Annotated in this window: 17 protein-coding genes and 1 CRISPR repeat array; of the genes, 14 read left to right on the plus strand and 3 right to left on the minus strand. The window is 55.5% G+C overall.

Annotated elements, in window-relative coordinates; translation table 11 throughout:
- Window positions 1–109: 109 nt before the first annotated feature.
- Complete coding sequence (locus E8D52_13225) at window positions 110–334, plus strand: hypothetical protein (protein ID TKB66654.1); 225 nt, start codon at window positions 110–112, stop codon at window positions 332–334.
- A 3-nt stretch (window positions 335–337) separates the two neighbouring features.
- Here E8D52_13225 and E8D52_13230 read toward each other — a convergent pair whose 3' ends face one another.
- From E8D52_13230 to E8D52_13240, 3 genes are all read right to left on the minus strand, one after another.
- Window positions 338–754, minus strand: a complete 417-nt coding sequence (locus E8D52_13230; protein ID TKB66655.1) for a type II toxin-antitoxin system VapC family toxin — start codon at window positions 752–754, stop codon at window positions 338–340.
- On the minus strand, window positions 754–1,020 hold the full coding sequence (locus tag E8D52_13235; protein TKB66656.1) for a hypothetical protein: 267 nt from the start codon (window positions 1,018–1,020) through the stop codon (window positions 754–756). The genes E8D52_13230 and E8D52_13235 overlap by 1 nt, the downstream gene beginning before the upstream one ends.
- A 153-nt stretch (window positions 1,021–1,173) precedes the next feature.
- A complete protein-coding gene (locus tag E8D52_13240; protein ID TKB66657.1) occupies window positions 1,174–1,755 on the minus strand; it encodes a hypothetical protein in 582 nt (193 codons plus the stop codon).
- Window positions 1,756–1,835: 80 nt separating this feature from the next.
- Between E8D52_13240 and E8D52_13245 the strand changes: the two genes are divergently transcribed.
- From E8D52_13245 to E8D52_13305, 13 genes are all read left to right on the plus strand, one after another.
- Window positions 1,836–2,153 carry a hypothetical protein gene (locus E8D52_13245; GenBank protein TKB66658.1) on the plus strand — a complete coding sequence of 106 codons (318 nt, stop codon included), beginning with the start codon at window positions 1,836–1,838 and terminating at the stop codon, window positions 2,151–2,153.
- Between the two features lie 192 nt (window positions 2,154–2,345).
- Window positions 2,346–3,500 carry a DUF1016 domain-containing protein gene (locus E8D52_13250; GenBank protein ID TKB66659.1) on the plus strand — a complete coding sequence of 385 codons (1,155 nt, stop codon included), beginning with the start codon at window positions 2,346–2,348 and terminating at the stop codon, window positions 3,498–3,500.
- The gene (locus E8D52_13255) at window positions 3,409–3,807 is read left to right on the plus strand and encodes an HD domain-containing protein (protein TKB66660.1); all 399 of its coding nucleotides are present in this window, start codon (window positions 3,409–3,411) and stop codon (window positions 3,805–3,807) included. Before E8D52_13250 ends, E8D52_13255 begins: the two co-directional genes overlap by 92 nt.
- The gene (gene cas3, locus E8D52_13260) at window positions 3,804–6,302 is read left to right on the plus strand and encodes a CRISPR-associated helicase Cas3' (protein ID TKB66661.1); all 2,499 of its coding nucleotides are present in this window, start codon (window positions 3,804–3,806) and stop codon (window positions 6,300–6,302) included. The genes E8D52_13255 and cas3 overlap by 4 nt, the downstream gene beginning before the upstream one ends.
- On the plus strand, window positions 6,295–7,017 hold the full coding sequence (gene cas5c / locus E8D52_13265; protein TKB66662.1) for a type I-C CRISPR-associated protein Cas5: 723 nt from the start codon (window positions 6,295–6,297) through the stop codon (window positions 7,015–7,017). Before cas3 ends, cas5c begins: the two co-directional genes overlap by 8 nt.
- 1 nt (window position 7,018) lies before the next feature.
- Entirely contained in the window at window positions 7,019–8,995 is a 1,977-nt protein-coding gene (cas8c, locus tag E8D52_13270; protein ID TKB66663.1) for a type I-C CRISPR-associated protein Cas8c/Csd1, read from the plus strand.
- A gap of 2 nt (window positions 8,996–8,997) precedes the next feature.
- Window positions 8,998–9,882 carry a type I-C CRISPR-associated protein Cas7/Csd2 gene (cas7c, locus tag E8D52_13275; protein ID TKB66664.1) on the plus strand — a complete coding sequence of 295 codons (885 nt, stop codon included), beginning with the start codon at window positions 8,998–9,000 and terminating at the stop codon, window positions 9,880–9,882.
- A 31-nt stretch (window positions 9,883–9,913) separates the two neighbouring features.
- Window positions 9,914–10,528 carry a CRISPR-associated protein Cas4 gene (cas4, locus tag E8D52_13280; GenBank protein ID TKB66945.1) on the plus strand — a complete coding sequence of 205 codons (615 nt, stop codon included), beginning with the start codon at window positions 9,914–9,916 and terminating at the stop codon, window positions 10,526–10,528.
- A 7-nt stretch (window positions 10,529–10,535) separates the two neighbouring features.
- A complete protein-coding gene (gene cas1c, locus E8D52_13285) occupies window positions 10,536–11,567 on the plus strand; it encodes a type I-C CRISPR-associated endonuclease Cas1 (protein TKB66665.1) in 1,032 nt (343 codons plus the stop codon).
- Window positions 11,568–11,574: 7 nt separating this feature from the next.
- Window positions 11,575–11,865, plus strand: a complete 291-nt coding sequence (gene cas2 / locus E8D52_13290; protein TKB66666.1) for a CRISPR-associated endonuclease Cas2 — start codon at window positions 11,575–11,577, stop codon at window positions 11,863–11,865.
- 179 nt (window positions 11,866–12,044) lie between these two features.
- Window positions 12,045–12,369: a CRISPR direct-repeat array (repeat unit 38 nt; unit sequence CGTAGCGCCCGTCCTTCGGGGCGGGCGAGGATTGAAAC).
- Between the two features lie 254 nt (window positions 12,370–12,623).
- Window positions 12,624–12,899 (plus strand): hypothetical protein, encoded by a 276-nt coding sequence (locus tag E8D52_13295; protein ID TKB66667.1) that lies wholly within the window; start codon window positions 12,624–12,626, stop codon window positions 12,897–12,899.
- Between the two features lie 84 nt (window positions 12,900–12,983).
- Window positions 12,984–13,955 (plus strand): hypothetical protein, encoded by a 972-nt coding sequence (locus E8D52_13300; protein ID TKB66668.1) that lies wholly within the window; start codon window positions 12,984–12,986, stop codon window positions 13,953–13,955.
- Entirely contained in the window at window positions 13,952–21,391 is a 7,440-nt protein-coding gene (locus E8D52_13305; GenBank protein ID TKB66669.1) for a hypothetical protein, read from the plus strand. Before E8D52_13300 ends, E8D52_13305 begins: the two co-directional genes overlap by 4 nt.
- Window positions 21,392–21,402 lie beyond the last annotated feature (11 nt).

The raw sequence follows: 21,402 nt of genomic DNA on the forward strand, positions 1-21,402 counted from the left end.
TATGGCCGTTCTCGCTTTCCTCGTCCTACTCCTCAAAAGATTTTGAACAGGCTCTGAGCGGGACTACAACATCTTTACTCCCACCAACCGATCCGCGTCGGACAATCCGTTGAATCCGGTCAACGCCTATGATCCAACGAACCCGTTTAACCCCATCAATCGGTACGATTCCGGCAATCCGGCTAACCCCATCAACCACTACAGTCCGAGCAACCCGTTCAATCCGGTGAATCAGTATCATCTGGACAATCCATTGAACCTGATTAATAAGTATAACTCCGACGTGCCGTTTGCACCGTTGGATGGGCCGTCAGGAAGCCGTACGAGACCATGATTGTCAGGGCAACACGGTTAGGCCGAGGGCGCGGAAATCTTCATCGAAGGTGAAACAGGGAAGATGATCGAGGAGCGAGGTGACCACCACGAACGAGATCGCATCGCAGAACGACAAGCGATGATCCCGAGCGTATGTACGAAATATCTGTTCGGCTTCGTCTCTCACGCGGTCGCCATAGGTGACGATGCGAAGCCCGGGCTTCACATCGGTGAGAAAGGCGAGAGCAGCCCGATAATTGCGCCGGTACCGCAGCAACGTCACCGTTTCGCTGATGATGTCCCACGTCGTGCAGAACGTCGCGCCGATGGAGGCCGATTCTGTCACAAGCGCTTGGGCGCGTGCATGGTTGGTATCTCTCGGATCAAGACAGGCATAGAAGAATGACGTGTCACAAAACACTAGGTTGGGGAGGGCCATCAGCGGATCGCGCCACCTTTCCCATAGAGGTGGGTCTTCACATGGGAGGAGATCGGGCGCTTCCGACTGCGCGGCTTCGGCAGCCCTGTCATCAGTCGCAGGAGCGTCTTTGCGGCCGCTCCCGGCTCAGGTTGAGGTTGCACGGCGCGAAGCTCGGCCACGACCTCGTCGTGGACGGTGATTTCCACACGGGCGCCCGCATCTCGCTGGACCCGGCGTACCAGAGCCGGCAACTGTTTCCGCGCTTCGCTGATCGAGAGTTTCATGGGGTCTCCATATGAATATGCTCAAAATGTACAGCCACGTACAATTCGTGTCAACATCAAGGCAATCCCAACGCGCCGTTTGGATCGTTGGATAACAGGGGGAGCCGGGGGACAACAACATGGTACTGGCCGAAACGAGGCAGTCGAGCGTCTCTACCTTCCGGTGTCGGCTGCGTGGAGCACGTAGGACAGTTCGCCTTGAAGGCCAAGCTGGTCCGCCCAGTCCCAGAGGTAGGGAAGATCAAGCTGCAGCCGCGGGTTCTTGACGATGCTGATCACATCGTCAAAGTCTCGTGGCCGGCTCGCCCGCAATTTCATGAGAACGAGGTCTTCCGGTGAAGTCATCCAAATCGTCAAACCATGAAAATCGACGGCCCGGCGCCGAGCGAGCACAGCGCGATCGAAAGGGCTCAGTGAAAAGACGAGGTCCACAGGAAAATATGGGGCAGTGGGATGCGCGATCCGCAGAACCACTTCACGAGCCATCGGATTGGCATCGTGCCATGTCTCGTTGATCGCGAATCCAGCTGCGCGCAAGAGACCAAGGAACGGCTGGGGATCGGTGCATTGGGCGAGAACAAGAACGTCCACATCGTAGGTGGCACGTGGAGTTCCCCAGACACCGAGTGCCAACGCTCCGATGACACAGTAGGGGGCTTGCGTCGAAGACAGGGCGCGATGGGCTAACTCCACCACCGCCAGGTAGTCGTTCTGAAACACATCCGGTTGGGTCATGATACGAACTAGGCGTGCGGGACGGTCGAACGAGTGCTATCGGATTCCTCTACGGCGCCACGTAGAGCTAATATCCATCGGTGTTGGGCCGTCGACAGACGACAGACGGCGAGGATGCCCTCGACAGCGGAAGCCGGGTAATCCGTCGGATTGATCTGCGCCGCGCTCACATGCAGCTTGCGCAGCCAAATCGGCGGATGATCGGGATCGAACGCCATGAGGCGATTGTACAGGATGCGCATGGAAAGGCAAAGCCGACAGGGGGGCTGCCATCCGGACAATCCACTGAACCCTGCCAATCAGTACAACTTCACTGTACCGTTCGAGCCGTTGGATGGGAGGACCAGGAGAATGGGCAAGTGAAAGGTAGCTTTGGCCTGGAGCAAAACGGCAAATGACGAACTCGAAGAGATACCTTGCCCATGTGCTGCGGAACGACGACGGGTTACGATTCATGATCTGGAGGAGCATGTGCGCACGGGGGCCAGTGTGTGATGGCAAGACCAGACCTCATTGATGTGGGCGAATTGACGGGAGGGCAATCGGTATGTGGTCTGAACTGTGCTCCTCGAACTGGAAGGAACTGAGAGATGGCGGGTAAGAAAAAGGTGACACGGCAATCGCATGGCGGAGCCGTCCAGATCCAAAGACTGCTGGCCGATATCCGCGACCTCATCCTCTCGGCGCGACAGACGGTCGTTCGCAGCGTGGATACCCTCCAAGTCTTGACCAGCTTCGAGATCGGTCGCCGTATCGTGGAACATGAACAGCATGGGATGAGCAGGGCAGCATACGGAAAATTAGTCGTAGAGGAACTGGCCACACGCCTCACGACCGAATTCGGCAAGGGGTTTTCAAAGAGTAATATCGAGTATATGCGTCGGTTCTATACATTGTATCGTGATCGGTACCCCTCAATTGCCCAGACACCGTCTGGGCAATTGGCGTTACGCGGGAAAGCCCAGACGACGTCTGGGAAATCTCCTGCTGTGCAGCTGCCGGCTCCTCGCTCCGCTTCGCTGAAACCGCCATTCGCGCTAGGGTGGTCGCACTATGTGCTGCTCATGGGAATCGGCGATTCGGATGAACGCGCCTTCTACGAAATTGAGGCGGTGGAAAACGGCTGGTCCATTCGCGAGCTGAAGCGGCAAGTGAACTCCGGCCTCTATGAGCGTCTGGCGCTGAGCCGGGACAAGCGCGGAATCCGAAAGCTGGCGCAGCACGGCCAGATCGTCGGAAGACCGCAAGACCTGCTGAAAGAACCGTACGTCCTGGAGTTTCTTGGACTCGATGAAAAGGCCGCCTATTCCGAAACCGATCTGGAATCGGCCATCATCGACAAGCTCGAGCACTTCTTACTGGAACTCGGCAAGGGGTTTCTCTTCGAAGCCCGCCAGAAGCGTTTCACCTTCGAGGCGGATCACTTCTTCGTCGATCTGGTCTTCTACAATAGACTGCTTCGGTGTTACGTCCTGATCGATCTGAAGATCGGCAAAGTGACCCACCAAGACCTCGGGCAGATGCAGATGTACGTCAATTACTTCGATCGATACGTGAAGAGGGAAGACGAACAGCCGACCATCGGCATCATCCTCTGTAAGAAAAAGCACGACGCGTTGGTCACCATCACCCTGCCCAAGGGCGCCAACATTCATGCCAGGGAATATCGGTTGTATCTGCCGTCGAAGGAAGAATTACGGCGCAAGCTCGTCGAGTGGGCCGAGGACCAGGAGGGGAAGCCGTGAAATCGGATGGACACCGCGTAGGTCGCGGGAGCCTGAAATGATGAGCCGTGTTCTGGAAGAATGTCGCAAGCCCGCTCTGGCCCATGTGCGGCGGAACGACGACGGGTCGTTTGTCATTCATGAGCTTGAAGAACATTTGCGTGCGGTAGCCGATCTTGCCGGCGAGTTTGCTACGGAGTTCGGGCATGCTGAATGGGGGCAACTCGCAGGGCTCTGGCATGACATCGGGAAGTATGTCGCTGTCTTCAATAATCTTCCCGTTTGTGGGGACGGGATCGCTATCTGGATGCAGAGGGTCGAAGTATGAGTAAGGAGTTGCCTCCATATATTGCTCATGTCCGGAAAGCGGGGGGCAATCCACAGAGCCTTGAAGAGCATCTATTGGGAGTTGCTGAGATAGCCAAGGGGCTTGCTTCAAAGGTAGCACTAGGACCTCAAGGCGAATTGATTGGGCTAGTCCATGATTTGGGAAAGTACAGCAATGAGTTTCAGGCCTATCTCAAGTCGGCTGTCGGTTTGATCAATCAAGATGAAGATGAGTTTGTCGATGCGCAGGGACTCAAGGGCAAGGTGGACCATTCCACCGCTGGGGCACAGCTTGTTTGGGAGAAACTGTCTAAGCATGGGCAATTAGGTCAAGTAGTTGGCCAGATGCTGTCGCTGTGCATCGCCTCACATCATTCGGGCTTGATTGACTGCCTGTCTTCAAACGCCAATAAACCTGTTGAAGATATTTTCACGAGGCGGGCTGGCAAGCAGGATGATCGATCCCATCTTCGTGAAGCTATGAGCAAGATGGACATGCTGATCGACAAGCGGTTTCGGGAGTTGTCTTCCATGCCAAGCTTGATTAGTGGTATTGAGGAAGCTATCCGAAAGGTCGCACGCGGCGAAAAGGTTGAGGCTATTATTCGGTTCAAGGTTGGCCTGCTCGTCCGTCTTCTGTTCAGCTGCCTGATAGACGCAGACCGTATCGATACGGCTGATTTTGAAAGGCCAAGGGCCGCAAAACATCGCCTCAAGGGGCAATACACCGAATGGCCCCTGCTGATCGAGCGCCTGGAGAAGCACTTGGAAGGATTCACCATCCGGAATCCAATTGATGAAATCAGGCGGAGTATTTCCGATCACTGCTTCAATAGCGCCATTCGTGATAAAGGCATTTATACTCTGACCGTACCCACGGGAGGCGGGAAGACTCTTGCCAGCCTGCGCTTTGCTCTACATCACGCGGAACGTCATAAGATGGATCGAGTGATTTACGTTATTCCCTTCACGTCCATTATTGACCAGAACGCCAAGGTGGTTCGCGACATCCTAGAGCCGACGAAGGACGACCGTGGTCGCGTGGTGCTCGAACATCACTCCAACCTCACCCCAGAACAGCAGGGATGGCGGGAAAAGATGCTGACAGAGAACTGGGACGCCCCGGTTGTCTTCACCACTAGTGTACAGCTGCTAGAGGCCATCTTTGGCGGAGGTACGCGCGGTGCTCGGCGGATGCACCAGTTGGCCAATGCGGTGCTGATCTTTGACGAAATCCAGACCTTGCCCGTCAACTGTGTGCATCTCTTCTGCAATGCCATGAATTTCCTAGTAGAGCACTGCGGCAGTACGGTGGTGCTATGCACGGCCACACAACCCTTGCTGAACCGTGTAGACCAAAGCAAAGGTGCGCTGAAGTTCACAAAGAACGATGACCTTATGCCCGACGTAAAGGGACTGTTCGACGACCTGAAGCGTGTGGAGGTGCTCAATCAGCGCAAACCTGGTGGATGGACCGACGAGGAAATCGCTCGACTTGCTCTGGATGAGGTCGTGCAAAGTGGAAGCTGCCTCGTGATCGTCAACACGAAGAAATCCGCGCAGACACTTTTTCGTCTATGCCGGGAAGCTGCGGGGATACAGACCTTTCACCTGAGCACCAGCATGTGCCCTGCGCACCGTAAGGAAATACTCGAAAAAATAAGGGAGCTGCTAGAGGACGAGTCTCCCGTGCTCTGTATCAGCACCCAGTTGATTGAAGCTGGTGTGGATGTGGATTTTTGCGCGGTCATTCGCTACACGGCTGGTCTGGATTCCATTGCCCAGGCTGCTGGCCGATGTAATCGCAATGGAAAGCAAAAAGATGCTGATGGAAATCCTAAGGTAGGGCGGGTTCACGTGGTCAATCCAGCGGTGGAAAATATAGACAGGCTCAAGGATATTCTGTGCGGCAAAGGCATCACCGAGCGATTGCTTGACGATGTTGAGGCAGGTAGCGAGGACTTCGGCGGCAACTTGATTGGGCCGAAAGCCATTGAGCGGTATTTCGAATACTTCTTCTTTGCCCGCCACCAGGAAATGGATTACCCCGTATCCGCCCAGACTGTCGGTCGTGACGACACACTATTGAATCTTCTCTCCGTCAACTCGCTGGCTGTGGACGAATATGGACGCAATTATGGCACCGCGCTCAACATCTACCTTCGGCAATCCTTCATGTCCGCTGCCCGTGCCTTCAAAGTCATTGACGCACCGGCGCGAGGCATCATCGTGCCCTACGGAGAAGCTGGGCGTGATTTGATTAACGATCTTTGCTCGGCCTTCGAGGTGGAAAAGCAGTTCGAGCTGCTGCGCCGGGCACAGCAATACACAGTCAATGTTTTCCCCCAAGACTTGGAGAGGTTTCAGAAGGCTGGGGCGGTGCATGAAATCCAGAAGGGTGTGGACATCCTCTATCTGTCCGATACCCGGTATTACAATCAGTCGTTCGGCCTGAGTCAGACGCCAGAAGGAACAATGGAGGTGCTAAATGCCTGATTCGCACAACAGTAGTATCGAATTCAAGGTGTGGGGCCGATACGCTCTGTTCACGGACCCCCTGACCCGCATCGGCGGCGAAAAGTGTTCCTATCACCTACCGACCTACGAGGCGCTGAAGGGTATCGCCAAGTCTATCTACTGGAAGCCCACCTTCATTTGGGTCATCGATGAGGTGCGTGTGATGAAGCGCATCCGCACCCAGACCAAGGGCACTAAACCCCTGGAGTTTGGCGGCGGCAACACCTTGGCCATCTATACCTTCCTGGCGGATGTGGAATATCAGGTTAGGGCGCACTTCGTATGGAACCAACATCGGCCGGAATTAGTGGATGACCGGAGCGAGCCAAAACATCACTTGATTGCCAAGCGCATGCTTGAACGGGGTGGCCGTCAAGATATCTTTTTGGGCACACGGGATTGCCAAGGCTACGTCGAACCTTGTGAATTCGGCGCCGAGCCTGGGCATTACGACAGCGCTGGAGAGCTGGGATTCGGCTTGACCTTCCATGGGTTCGACTACCCGGACGAAACCGGCGAAGGCAAACTTCAAGCTCGATTTTGGCAGCCAACGATGGTTGACGGAGTTATCCGTTTTGACCCACCTGAGCAGTGCACCACTCGGAAATTTATCCGAGAGATGCAGCCCAAGCAGTTTACGCCTGTGCGGAATCTCCTCGGCGTGGAAGCGGAAGTCGCCGGACTGGAGTGTTGACATGAGCTGGATTCAAAAACTCCACGAGACCTACGAGCAATGCTACGACGCACCTCAGTTTTCCAATCATCCACTGCTGCCGATTAGTCATGCACTCCAGCAGGCCCACATTGAAGTCACCCTGGATCACCAAGGTAATTTTCGGCGCGCCAAAATTGTCCAGAAAGTGGAAACGATATTGCCTGCTACGGAGAAATCCGCAGCACGGACAAGCGGTGAGGCGCCGCATCCTTTGTGTGACAAGGTTCAATACTGTGCCTCTGATTATCCAAAGCATGGGGGCATGAAAAAATCCTACTATCCAGGATATGCCAAGCAACTCACGACTTGGTGCGAATCCCGTTTCTCTCACCCCAAAGCCAGAGCCGTTCTTGAATATGTCCGAAAGGGAACCGTTATCGCCGACCTCGTTCGCGAGAAAGTTCTGCATGTAGGCAATGACAAAGCTCTCCTGACCGTATGGAAATCCGATTTGCCGACGCCGGATATATTCAAGTACCTGACGGCAAAAGAAGGGGCACGCGATCAAGGGGACGCACTGATTCGCTGGCGCGTGGAAATGCCAGAAGACCCTATTCCTGAAACTTGGGAAGACAAAAGCCTGAGGGAAGCTTGGGTCGTATTCGACGCGTACCAGAGCCAGCACCATGACGATGACACAGTTTTAAGGAATACAGTATCTCGGCTTAAGAAAGGCAAAGACCATAAATCGCAGCAAGGTCTTTGCATGGTCATCGGGAAAACTATGCTGCTGGCGACCAATCACCCGAAGAGATTGCGGCACGGTGGCGACGGAGCCAAGTTGATCTCTTCAAATGACACCGATGGATATACGTTCCGTGGCCGTTTCCTTGGTGCCGAAGAAGCTTGCAGCGTTGGTTTCGAGGTGACGCAAAAAGCCCACAGCGCCTTGCGCTGGCTGATCGCTAGGCAAGCCTTTCGCTCTGGCGATCAGGTTGTCGTGGCCTGGTCGGTATCCGGCAAGTCCTTGCCTGACCCGTTTGCCAACTCCGCCCAGATGTTTGGCTTGGAATCCAGAGAGGAGGATGCCAAGCCCGTGTATCAAGGGGATGCAGGTCAGGCCTTTGCCGTCAGGCTGAAAAAATATATCGCCGGCTATCGAACACGCCTCGGCTCGACGGATGCAATTGTGGTCATGGCGCTGGACTCAGCGACGCCCGGACGCATGGCTATCACCTATTACCGGGAACTAACCGGCTCGGAATTCCTTGAACGTATTCAGCTATGGCACGAGTCCTGTGCCTGGCATCAGAGCTTTGGCAAGAACTTGAGGTTTGTAGGCGTTCCCTCGCCGAGAGATATCACTGAGGCCGCCTACGGTCGTCAAGTGGAAGGCAAGTCAGGCGAGAAGCTTCGCAAGGCTACGGTGGAACGGCTCCTTCCCTGCATCATCGATGGGCGACCTATACCGCGAGACCTTGTGGAATCCACGGTACGCAGAGCAGTCAATCGGCCGGGGCTTGAGAAATGGGAGTGGGAGAAAAACTTGGGTATCGCCTGCGCTCTGTTTAGAGGACATCACAAGCAAAGGAGTTACGAAATGGCATTGGAGTTAGACAGAACATCCCGGGATTATCTCTTCGGGCGCCTCCTGGCCGTAGCGGAACGCATCGAAGATATGGCGCTGTATTTAGCCAAGGAAAATCGAGGCACCAGCGCAGCTAAGCTCATGCAGCGCTTCGCCGACCATCCTTATTCTACATGGCGGACCATCGAGCTCTCTCTGGCACCTTACAAGGCTCGACTCCGCACAAGGTTACCAGGCTTTCTTGTCAATATGGAAAAACTCCTCGACGGAATCATCTGCACATTCAGGGGACAGGATTTCATGAGTGAAGCAAGGCTTTCAGGCGAATTCCTCCTGGGATACCACTGTCAGAGACAGGCCCTATGGCCAAAGTCTGAATCGACCAACGCTGAAGAACCCACCGAGACCCAAACCGATCAAGGAGAGTAAAGATGACGATACTTCAAAACAAGATCGACTTTGCAGTAGTGCTTCGTGTTAAACGGGCCAATCCAAATGGCGACCCGCTTAATGGAAATCGTCCCCGCACCGACTATGACAACTACGGAGAAATGACCGATGTTTGCAACAAGCGGAAGATCAGGGATCGGTTGTTGGAAAGATGGGTTGCTGCTGGCAAAAAAGAAGATGACGGGAACGAGATCTTTGTACAGTCGGATGACCGCAAAGAAGATGAATGCAAAAGTCTTCGGGCACGTGCCGAAGCTGGCTTGGGCAACAAGCTTGGCTCGCCCCAGACTGTCGAATTGGCATGCAAGAAGTGGTTGGATGTACGAGCGTTCGGTCAACTGTTCGCACTGAAAGGTGGCAAGAAGACCAAGAAAGGCGAGGAAAATGAAGGCGACGGCGATACCGGTATCTCCATCGGAATTCGTGGCCCGGTCACTGTGCAATCCGGATTCAGTGTAGCGCCTGTCGACATTGCGAGCACCCAGATAACCAAGAGTGCGAGCGGCGAAGACACCAAAGACGGCAAAAGAAGTTCCGACACAATGGGTACAAAGCACCGTGTGGAAAACGGAGTATATGTTTTCTTTGGAAGCATGAATCCGCAACTGGCCGAAAGGACAAAGTTCAGTGATGCTGATGCCGAGGCAATCAAACAAGTGTTGCCCAGACTATTTGAAAACGACGAATCATCAGCGCGTCCAGCAGGCAGCATGGAGATTCTCAAAGTTATCTGGTGGAAGCACAGCTGCAAAACTGGGCAGTACTCCTCCGCCAAAGTTCATCGCACTCTGACCGTGAAACCTGATGGGAATATTGAGCTGGCTTTGCTCAATGAACTCACTCCTGAGGTCATTGATGGGTTTTAATTTTGGTGCGTACTAGAAAATGCTGGATGACATGGAAGACGACCCCATCATGATCTCCGCTCTGGAGCATTGGAGCTATTGTCCTCGCCAGTGTGCCTTGATTCATGTTGAACAGACGTTCGACGAGAATCTCTACACGCTGCGTGGGCGAGCAGTGCATAAGCGGGTGGATGAGCCGGTAGTGGAGGAGCAGGCTGGGGTACGCATTGAGCGGGCGCTGCCATTGTGGTCCAAGAGTTTGGGCTTGGTCGGAAAAGGCGACGTGGTGGAGTTTCATGGAGAGATGCCTTATCCCGTCGAGTATAAGCACGGGCCGCATCGCGAGCAGGAGCATGATGATCTACAGCTGTGTGCCCAGGCCCTGTGCCTGGAAGAGATGACGGGCCGTCCTGTGCCGCGCGGCGCGATCTATCACCACAGTTCACGCAAGCGCCGTGAGGTGGAATGCACACCAGAGTTGAGGGCGCAGGTTGTTCAATCAATCCAGGCGATTCGTCGCATGCTGGCGGATAAGAAGCTCCCTCCGCCGGTGAATGATCGGCGTTGTACCAAGTGCTCCCTTCAGGAGTCGTGCATGCCGTCCGTCATTGACGAAGGCCGGCGAGCATCCGCCGTTGTGCGCGATCTTTTTACGATTCACCCGTGAGGTTGGTATGCATCAATTGCTGAACACGCTCTATGTCACAACGGAAGGCGCCTACTTGCGGGCCGATCACGAGACGCTGCGAGTGGAGGTGGACAAGGAGACGAAATTACAGGTGCCGTTTCATCACCTCGGCGGGGTCGTGTGTTTCGGCGACATCATGCTGAGCCCGGCTGCGATGCAACGCTGCGCGGAAGATGGAAGGTTCGTTGTGTTACTCGATCGCAATGGTCGCTTCAAAGCCCGAGTGGAAGGACCTGTGAGCGGGAATGTGTTACTCCGGTGCGCACAGCATGAGGCCATGCGCGACCCCGTCCGGACGTTAGCCATTGCCCGCAATATCGTCGGTGGAAAAATTCAGAACTCCCGCCAGATCGTCCTGCGCGGAGCGCGGGAGGCCGACGATCCAGCGGATGCCGATGCCCTGAGGAAAACGGCGGACGCGCTCGGCAACGCCGTGACCAGACTTCCCCAATGCGAAGACGTAGATACGGTGCGCGGCATTGAAGGCGAGTCGGCTCGAAACTATTTCTCTACCTTCGATCGCATGGTCAAAGAAGATCGTGAGACTTTCAAGCTGGATGGCCGCAACCGGCGTCCGCCGACTGATCCGGTCAACGCTCTCATGTCGTTCCTGTATGCGCTGGTGATGAACGATTGTGTCGCGGCGGCAGAAGGAGTCGGACTCGATCCGCAGATGGGGTTTCTCCATGCGCTGAGACCGGGCCGGGCGGCGTTGGCGCTGGATCTCATGGAAGAGTTGCGCAGTGTGCTGGCCGACCGGCTCGTGCTCACGCTGATCAACCGTCGTCAGGTCAGCGCGAAGGATTTCACGAAGCGTTCGGGCGGCGCGGTTCAGATGGACGATGCCGCCCGCAAAGAAGTGATTGTGGCCTATCAAAAACGCAAGCAGGAAGAGATCACGCACCCGGTGCTGGATCAGAAGATGCCGTTGGGTCTGGTGCCGCATGTGCAGGCGAGACTGCTCGCGCGGGTGCTGCGCGGCGATCTGGAGAGTTATCCGCCCTTTCTCTACCGGTAGGTGTTGCATGAATGTGTTGATTAGCTACGATGTCTCGACTGAAACTGCCGCTGGGCGGAGACGGCTGAGGAAAGTCGCCCAAGCGTGTCAGGACTTTGGACAACGGGTGCAGAAATCGGTGTTTGAATGTTCGATCAACGAGTCTCAATTCGAGGAGGTGATCAGAAGGCTGCTGGACATTATCGAGAAGACCGAAGACAGTCTCCGGGTGTATCGATTGACTGAGCCGAGGGACAAGCATGTGCAGGTGTATGGATTAGATGGAAAGGTGGATTTCGAGGAGCCCCTGGTGTTGTGATGCGCGAACCTCAGGCGATGTTCTATTCCTGAGAGGATCGCGTTGGCCATACCTGGTTTATTTTTCAATGACTTGGATGAATCGAATTATGTCGTTGCGGATCAGTTGGAATGAATTGCCAATAGGTTCGCGAAAACTGAGGCTGAAACAGTTGTTTTCAGGCCTTGGTGAGGTAGTGGAGTAGCGCCCGTCCTTCGGGGCGGGCGAGGATTGAAACCCGTACTCTTGCGCGGCTGCGAAGCTCAGGACGCGTAGCGCCCGTCCTTCGGGGCGGGCGAGGATTGAAACTGTCCGTCCCGCGTGAGGCCCCCTTCCGGACTCGCGTAGCGCCCGTCCTTCGGGGCGGGCGAGGATTGAAACCCGAGTGCAGAGGATACGCTCATGCCCGATCGTCGTAGCGCCCGTCCTTCGGGGCGGGCGAGGATTGAAACGGCCAGTGGGCCTGCGCCTCCGTCAAGCCCTGCCGCGTAGCGCCCGTCCTTCGGGGCGGGCGAGGATTGAAACATCGAGCTGGCCTGGCAGAATATCGGTTTTCTTCTATCCCCCTCTTTCGGCTAGTGACAATCCCTAGGCACGTTCTGGCAGATTCCCTCAGGTCGGTTTTGGAAGTCGGCACCGGGGCGAACGGGTTCTTGACAGCCACCCGACGGATTCTTAGACTCACGTTCCAACTCATTAGGAACCCACATGCATAGGGGCTTATCCCATGCAGTTGTCATCCTCGCGGTCCTCAATCCACGACACAGGAGCGTGAGTTTATGAGTGAATTGAACGCCACCACCTGTGCACTAAACGTCAGGTTGAAGCCATTCGATTCCTCAGCGCACCCGCGTGCGGTGAACTACACGAATGTTGGTGTGGCGCAGGGCATGGCCTATCTGGACTTCAGGTTCATCGAGCCGGCCACGCTGGCTGCCATTGCGAAGACGACGAAGGACGGGCAGGTGGCCCCGAAAGGATTGGATGGCCATTTTGTTTCCCGCGTGGCGATGGATGTCAGCGCCCTGGTTCGGCTGCATCAGCAGATTCAGTAAGTGTTGGTGGGATTGCGTGAGGCACGGCAGCTGAAACCGAAAGGATAAGGTTTGGGGAGGCGAAGTCGAACACCTGATGGAGGCATGGTGAAGATGATTTCAAGGCGGATTGGGAAGATTAGTCCTACGCTAATGATGCTGATTATTGCAGGCTGCGCCTCGGGTGTATTGTCGAGTGAAGAGACGCCAGGTCGGTATTTTGACCGAGCAATGAAGACGTTTACAGAGAACTGCGCGAAGACGAAGCTCAAGCCGAATGATACGGCCTGTAACATTTTGAAACTGAAGCCAGCCGATCCGATGGCCACGGAAGAAGGACGGTTTGCACATAGCATCAAGATTCCAAATCCGGTGCCGGAGGATAGCGGGTATAGACCCGGAATGACGCCGGAACAGTACTTTGATCATCTCTGCAAGACGGAAGCGGGGGAGTTTGTCTACAAGACGGTGGAGAGCGTAGAAGGACTCTACCAAATGCGCCCCCGGGAATCGGCCAAGAATGACTATCTGTTGGAGCATCTCTATGCAATGGAGGATCCGTACGGGTTGGCAGTAGGGGTAAGAGACTCTCCTCAGGACTATTTTGTCCAGCCAGCAATAGGGAAATACCAACATCTTGAAATTTCAATACCACAGGCCACCAAAACAGAGAAGAGCGAAAAATATCGGCGCTATTACCGCAACGAAAAAGCTTATCCAGAGAGCCAGTTTCCGACTGCAATCAATGGTCAGTTTGTTCAGGTTCCCTATGTAGTAGCCATGGCCGATGTTCCTACGCTCCAAAGCCGGTACGGGTATACATGGCGAGGCATCACACGCCCGCATGATCGTGAACTAGGAATTGCGGGTGGGGAACTCATTATCCTGGATTTACAAACCAATGAAGTGCTCGCGGTCAGGCGCAGTTTTGTTCGAAGCGGTTCTGTTCGGAATAACTTAACTGGAATTTGGTGGCTCACAGCCGGGAAATGCTCGAAGGAGTCTTTGAAGATGGACGCACAGTTTATTAATGAAGTGCTGAAACCATCATCTCGAAAGCCAGGAGAAACAAAATGAGTCAAGGTGCTATTTCGACATGGTTACAGTTCGCTCTTCAGCAGATGGTTGCGGAATCCTATCTTGATCAGCTTGTCTCTGGCAGACAGTTGAAGGATATATTGACGGATGGCAACAATGACACCCGCGTCATTCTTCCTGAGCAGTTTTCTGGGAAAACGCGATTCACAGACCAGTTGGCTGCGTATTTTGTTCCGGCACCTGGCTCGATTACCAGATATCAAATCCGTGACCATCACGCCAATGATGCAACGGGTTTCTCGGCAACACTGATGTTCGATACTCAGACCAACAGTTACACCCTATCTTTCCGGAGTACGGAATCGGCCCCGGCAATGGAGGGTGGCGATCGAGAGCGGGATTTGTTCGGTGCGGATGCCGAGGTTGGGGCGTCTGGATTTGCTTTTGGGCAATTGGCTGCGATGGAAGAGTATTACCAGTCTCTTAAGGCAGGGGGGAAACTGCCAACTGGGGCCGTGCTCAATGTGACCGGCTTCTCGCTAGGCGGACACCTGGCCACGATATTTACCGAGCTCCATGCCAGCGAAGTGAATCATACCTACATCTTCAATGGTGCGGGCCGAGGACACGTGCCAGGAACTCTACCTGGACTCTCTGCGGAGGAAAATCGCATTCAGGATATGCTGACATATTTCAGGTCAGTTTTGGACAATCCGGATAGCGCCATAGCGTCCTTCCCACGCACGAGTGTCTACGACCAAGCCAAGGCTCTCCATGATGCGCAAGGCACAAGCTGGCATCCGTTCGACCAAGGGACGACTAGTCTCTACACTGATGTGCGCTATCAGTGGGCGAAGGCTGCTACCCAGTCGCTTTTTGGTCCAACGGGTCTCACATTTCTTCAATCACCCGGTGAAGTGCAGGATCAAGGGCCGTTTGCGAAGATTACCCAGCTCTATGGGCAGGCGACGACCGATGATCTGCAGTTTGTTGCCAACTCAGGTGTGCATGCACCGGCCATTCCAGTCTTTATCGAGGGACAACCCTTAATCGCCGGTCTGCCGTTCCCGAGCGTTACCGAAAGCGCTAACACGCATTCAATTACGCTCATCGTGGATTCGCTCGCGGTTCAGGAGCTAATCCAGACGATCGATTTCCGATACGGGCCAGCAGGTGCTGAACTGATCATCAAAGCCTCGTCCAACTCAAAGGCGGATACCGTCGCGCTACTGAACACGCCGGGCGTTGTGGAAGGAGATTCACTCGAAAGAACGATTGATGCCTTCCGCAAACTCTTTCGCGACCCTGCCGTGGCTCCTGCGGACCCACTACCCATCAATTCCCATGTGGGTGGCTTTGGGGATCTGGCCAGTCGGAACATGATGTACGCCGCCATTCAAGAGATCACGGATCGCGTAGTAGCCATGCAGGCCCAAGGTCTTGTATCGACAATCACCGATCTCACCGACCCAGCGCTTGATCGTGCCACAGTTCTTGCTCGTGCAGATGCTGATACTTCTGAAGGTCTGGCCTATCGGTATGCCTTAAAAGAACTTAATCCTTTTGTTCTGACGACCAATTCCGAGTCCGGAACGAACGCGCTCTACTCCCAGTTCAATACCAATGGCGATCTAGATCTCTATGATCCATTCACAGGTGAGGGAACACTCACCGCCTCTTATCTCGATGATCGTGCCGCCTTTCTGAAGGAGAAAATCGCGCTGAACCAGGCGGACTTGACCACGTCACCAGGATCGATCTATTTTTTTGATGCCACACAGACCTATGAAATCGCCACAGCGGACGATTCTGCGAACACGCGGCAATTCCTGTTTGGCTCGGCTTTCGAAGATCGTTTCGAATCAGGAGACAAGGACGACCATCTCTACGGGGGCGATGGCGTTGATTTGCTCATTGGCAATGGGGGGAATGATTATTTGCAAGGGGATGGCGGTGGGGATCAGCTCGACGGAGGAGCAGGATTCGATAGGCTGCTCGGAGGAGTGGGAAACGACATTCTGGAAGGCGGGGCCGATAACGATGTGTTGGATGGTGGCCTGGATAACGACATCCTTAGAGGCGGTGCCGGTCTTGATACCTACATCATCCGCGCGATTGACGGCGCCGACACGATTGAAGATTCGGATGGGCGAGGGGCCGTGGAGTTCGATGGAAACGTGCTGGTCGGCGGGCTTCGACTTGCCGATGGTCCTCAGAACACCTTTCAGAGTGCCGATGGAACCATCACGCTCACGAAACAGGGCACTGATCTAGTCGTGACCGGATCGGGGCCGCTGACGATTAAGGGGTATGACAGCGGGCGATTCGGCATTCGCCTGTTTGAAGTTGCCCCCATTACGTATGACAATGGGCTTCCCACCCGGACGCAGTTTTTCCGAATCAATCCAGATCAGAGCACCAGCCCCATCTTTACTGCCCTGAGGGATGTGTATCGCAGTGACGGGTTGACGAACGATGTGATCCATGCGCTGGCGGGCGACGACGTGGTGATCGGCCATCAGGGCAACGACGAAATTTACGGAGAGGAAGGCTATGACGACCTGAGTGGAGGGGATGGAAACGATCGACTATTTGGCGGGATCGAAGGGGATCGGCTGTACGGGTCCGGTGAGTTTGCCGATGCGCAAGGTGGTGATGATGTATTGGATGGCGGAGAGGGCAACGATTTTCTGTTCGGCCAAGGAGGGGCCGACCACTTGTTCGGTGAGGGTGGTCACGACTATCTCGAGGGAGATGATGTGCAATTGCAGGTCGGACAGGTATGGACCGGGTTGTACGATGATTTCTTGGATGGTGGCGAGGGAGATGACACCTTGATCGGCAACCTCGGCGAGGATGTGCTTCTTGGCGGCGCGGGGCGCGATTATCTTCAGGGCGACAATGGCGACGATGAGGGGCACGGATTTAGTGCCAATGACTATTTGGATGGTGGGGATGATGCGGACGAGCTTCGCGGCGGGGCTGGCAGCGACGTGCTCATCGGAGGGAAGGGCAGCGACACGCTGATTGGAGACACGCCCGCTGCAGTCGGTGGAGATCCAGCGGACGGCGGGGCCGACTCGCTTGATGGCGGTGAGGGCGACGATCTGCTCTATGGAGGCGTTGGCGACGATGTGCTGGCGGGCGGAACCAACAATGACCAACTCTATGGTCAGGACGGCCATGACGCACTCTATGGGGGAGAAGGAAACGACACGCTCTCGGGGGATTTGCGGATCAGCGCACAGACTGGCACCTACGATACCACCGAATATCGTGGGGCTGGCGGGAATGATGTGTTGTATGCGGGAGCTGGGAGCGATACGCTTTTCGGTGGAGAAGGGGAAGATATTCTGATCGGGGGATCCGGGGATGATCAGTTATATGGCAGCTACAGTCCTGGTTTATTCCTGGGGGGGGATCTGGCGTTCCTGGGGGTGATGGCCGCAGATGGGAGCGACTGGATTGAAGGGGGCGTGGGGAATGATTGGCTTTATGGCGGAGCGGGCGATGATGAATTGATAGGCGGGGACGGGGCCGATGTTCTGTATGGGGACAATGGAGCCGACCATCTTGAGGGTGGGATTGGGAACGATCGGTTAGAGGGCGGCGCCGGCGATGACCTCCTTGAGGCGGGAGAGGGAGCCGACCAACTTGTTGGTGGTGAGGGGAATGATGTCCTCCTGAGTGGGGTGGGGGACGACATGCTCGATGGTGGTGCCGGGCTGGATACTCTCATGGGGGGAGCGGGCAACGATACCTATGTGGTGGATGCCATTGGCGATCGATTAGTCGAACAGGCGGATACCGGGGTCGATCTGGTGGAAAGTTTTGTCAGCTATACGCTCCCCGACTATTTCGAAAACCTGACGATGTTAGGGGGAAGCATAGGAGTCGGGAATGTGCTGAGTAATACGATGTCCGGGACCTTCAACGTCGAGCTCCATGGAATGGGAGGCGATGATGTCTTGACGGGTTGGGCAAGGATGGAAGGCGGTACGGGGAATGATGTGCTGTATGGGCGAGAGTCCAGCAATACGTATGTCTTCACGGTGGGGGACGGGCGTGACACGATCAGCGAAGCGAGCGTGGACCCGTTTATTTCCCAGGACCAGGCGGATGTCATTGAGATGGGAGCCGGTGTGAGACCGGAAGACGTCTCCTGGTTTCGAAGCGGGGACGATTTGGTGTTGCAACGACAGGGGGCGAACGACCAACTGACGATTCAGGGGTACTACAGGTTGGCCTTCAGTACCGGGAGTTGGCGGTTTTTTAGCGGGCTGTTGGCTCCATCCGGCGGTATCACCACCCAAGGCTCTTCGAATCCCTATTACTATGCGCCCGGTGCTGTTGAAGTGGTGCGATTTGCTGATGGGACGACCTGGGGGCCTGGTCAATTCGGTGGAGTCGTCACAGGATCAGCGGATACCGATACGTATCAATTTTGGCTGGGCAGCGGACAATTGACCATTGTGGAATTCGATCACTTGAATGGGGCGCTCGACACGGTGCAACTGGGAGCGGGAATCACGGCGAATGACGTGGTGCTTGAAAAGAATGGACTCGACTTGAAGGTGCTGCTGGGGCACGCGACTGACGTGCTGACCATGGCATCCTATTTCAGCGTCGTGAGCGGGAATTACCGGTTTTCCTCATCCCTTCGAGTTCATCCGACTCCCTATAAGATCGATCAGGTGACCTTTGCCGATGGAACTGTCTGGGATACCGCGACCCTGGAAAGCCGGATCAATAATTTTACTGGGACGGACTTCTATGATCCCATCCTCGCCAATGATCTAGACAATGTCATTCGCGGTCTGGACGGTGGCGATTGGCTGGTTGGCCGAGGAGGCAATGACACCGTGTATGGTGGAGCCGATGACGACGAAGTTTATGGAGATCAGGGTGACGATGTCCTGATCGGTGAAACGGGAGACGATCTTCTTTTTGGCGGGATCGGCCATGATACCTATCTCTTTAATCTCGGCGACGGCATCGACACGATTGAGGATGCTGCAGTAGTCGGTGAAGGAAACCGGATTCAGTTCGGAGTGGGCATCAGCCGGAACGATCTCACGGTCACACATGATGCAGTCGCACGGACGCTCATCATTCAAGTGGGCAGCAGCGGGACGGATAAACTGGTGTTGCCCAGCTTCGATCCTACCGGGGCAAACGGCTCATTAGTGGTGGAGACGCTTAGTTTCGTCGACGGCAGTACGGTGAACCTCTTGGATCTGTTCGCTCCTTCCAACCAGGCACCGACGATGGTTACGCCGCTCGCAGACCAGACGGTAGCTGAGGGTGTGCCGTTCACCATTCAGGTGCCGGCCACGGTCTTTACCGACCAGGACCCTGGCGATGTGCTGACGTACAGCGCCAGCTTGGCTGACGGTACTGCCTTACCATCGTGGCTCAGCTTCGATGCCACAGCCGGGACTTTTACAGGCATGCCCGATGATCCGCAGGTGGGGAGTCTTGATGTACGGGTGACGGTTACGGATACGGGCAATCTCAGTGCTTCTGATGTCTTCACCCTGACCGTGCAGAACATGAACGACGCCCCGACAGTGGCAGCGCCACTGGCCGGTCACACGGTGCTGGAAGATGTGCCGTTCAGCTTTGTGGTGCCTGTCGGGACCTTCGCGGACGTCGATGAGGCGCATGGCGATATGCTGACGTACAGTGCCACGCGCGCCGATGGAACGGCGCTTCCTGCGTGGCTCAATTTTGATGCGACCACTCGGACGTTGAGCGGTGTGCCGCTGAATGATGATGTTGGAACTCTTGAGATTGCCATGAAGGTAACAGACCAGGGCGGTTTGGCTGCAACTGAGACGTTTGCCCTCACAGTGCAGAACGTCAACGACGCGCCGATCGTGGTCAACGCGTTGGTGGATCAGAGTGCGGCGGAAGATTCCCCGTTCACCTTCATGATGCCTAGCGGCACCTTTGCTGATGTCGACGCGGTGCACGGCGATCACCTGACGTACCGCGCGATATTGGCTGATGGCAGTCTCTTGCCGAGCTGGCTGAGCTTCAATCCGACGACCCAGACGTTTGCGGGAACTCCTAGCCCTGGCGCAGCTGGTGTGCTGCACGTCACGGTGACCGCGACGGATGCAGAGGCCGCGAGTACGACGGATCAGTTTGCGCTGACGGTATCGGGACCGCTTCCTCAAATCCTGACCGGTACAGCGGAGAACGACATCCTGACCGGTGGCCGAGGCGACGATACGTTGAACGGGCTGGCCGGAAACGATCTCTTACATGGTGGGCAAGGGAACGACGTGCTCGATGGAGGGATGGGAGTTGATACGATGCAGGGCGGAACGGGCAATGACACCTATATGGTTGATAGGCCTGGCGACGTCGTCATCGAACTCGTCAATGAAGGGATCGACACCGTGCACAGCAGCATGACCTATACCCTTGGCGCCAATATCGAGCATCTCACCTTGACCGGCACGGCAGCGATCAACGGGACCGGAAACGCCTTGAACAACGTGCTTCTGGGCAACAGTGCCAACAATGCATTGAATGGCGGAGCCGGCCATGATCGGCTCGATGGTGGTCTCGGGAGCGATGTGATGATCGGTGGGGGAGGCGATGATACCTATGTCGTGGATCGAGCGGGCGATGTGGTGACTGAGCTAGCTGCACAAGGGAGCGATACGGTGGAAAGCAGCAGCACCTACATTCTCGGACCGAACCTGGAACATCTGATCCTCACCGGCTTGGCTAGTAGCAACGGTACGGGGAACTCAGCCCATAACGTGTTGGTGGGCAACAGTGGCAACAATATTTTAGACGCCGGTTCCGGTGATGACACGTTGGACGGTGGGATGGGGAGTGACGCACTCTTTGGAGGGAGCGGTCACGATAGGCTTTTGGGTGGACTGGGGGACGACAGCCTCCATGCAGGGAGTGGACACGATTTCCTGAACGGTGGAACCGGTCATGATTGGCTCGACGGTGGGTCGGGTGACGATCGATTGTTGGGCGGTGCCCACAACGATCAGCTCATAGGCGGCAGCGGGGCCGATCAACTCATTGGTGGGCTCGGCAATGACACGTTGGTCGGCAATTCAGGGAACGACACCTACCAGTTCGCACGAGGGGATGGTCAGGACACCATTCAGGATGTCGATGTGTTCGCAGGTAACCAAGACCGTGCTCTATTTGAGACGACTATCAATCCTCTTGATCTTGTCCTTAGCCGCCAGGCGAATGACCTCCGGCTTGCTATTCACGGCTCGGCAGATCAGGTCACGGTAAAAGATTGGTATCTCGGAAGGACGAATCACATTGAGACGATTCAAGCAGGCAATGGAGAGATCCTGCTCAGCACACAAGTCAACCAACTGATTCAGGCCATGGCAGCGTTCTCCCAGCAATCCGGTCTTACGTGGGATCAAGCCATCGATCAGCGGCCGCAGGATGTGCAGACGGTACTCGCAGCGAGTTGGCAGTAAATGATGAGGAG

The organism is Nitrospira sp. (assembly GCA_005116745.1).
Lineage (GTDB): Bacteria > Nitrospirota > Nitrospiria > Nitrospirales > Nitrospiraceae > Nitrospira_D.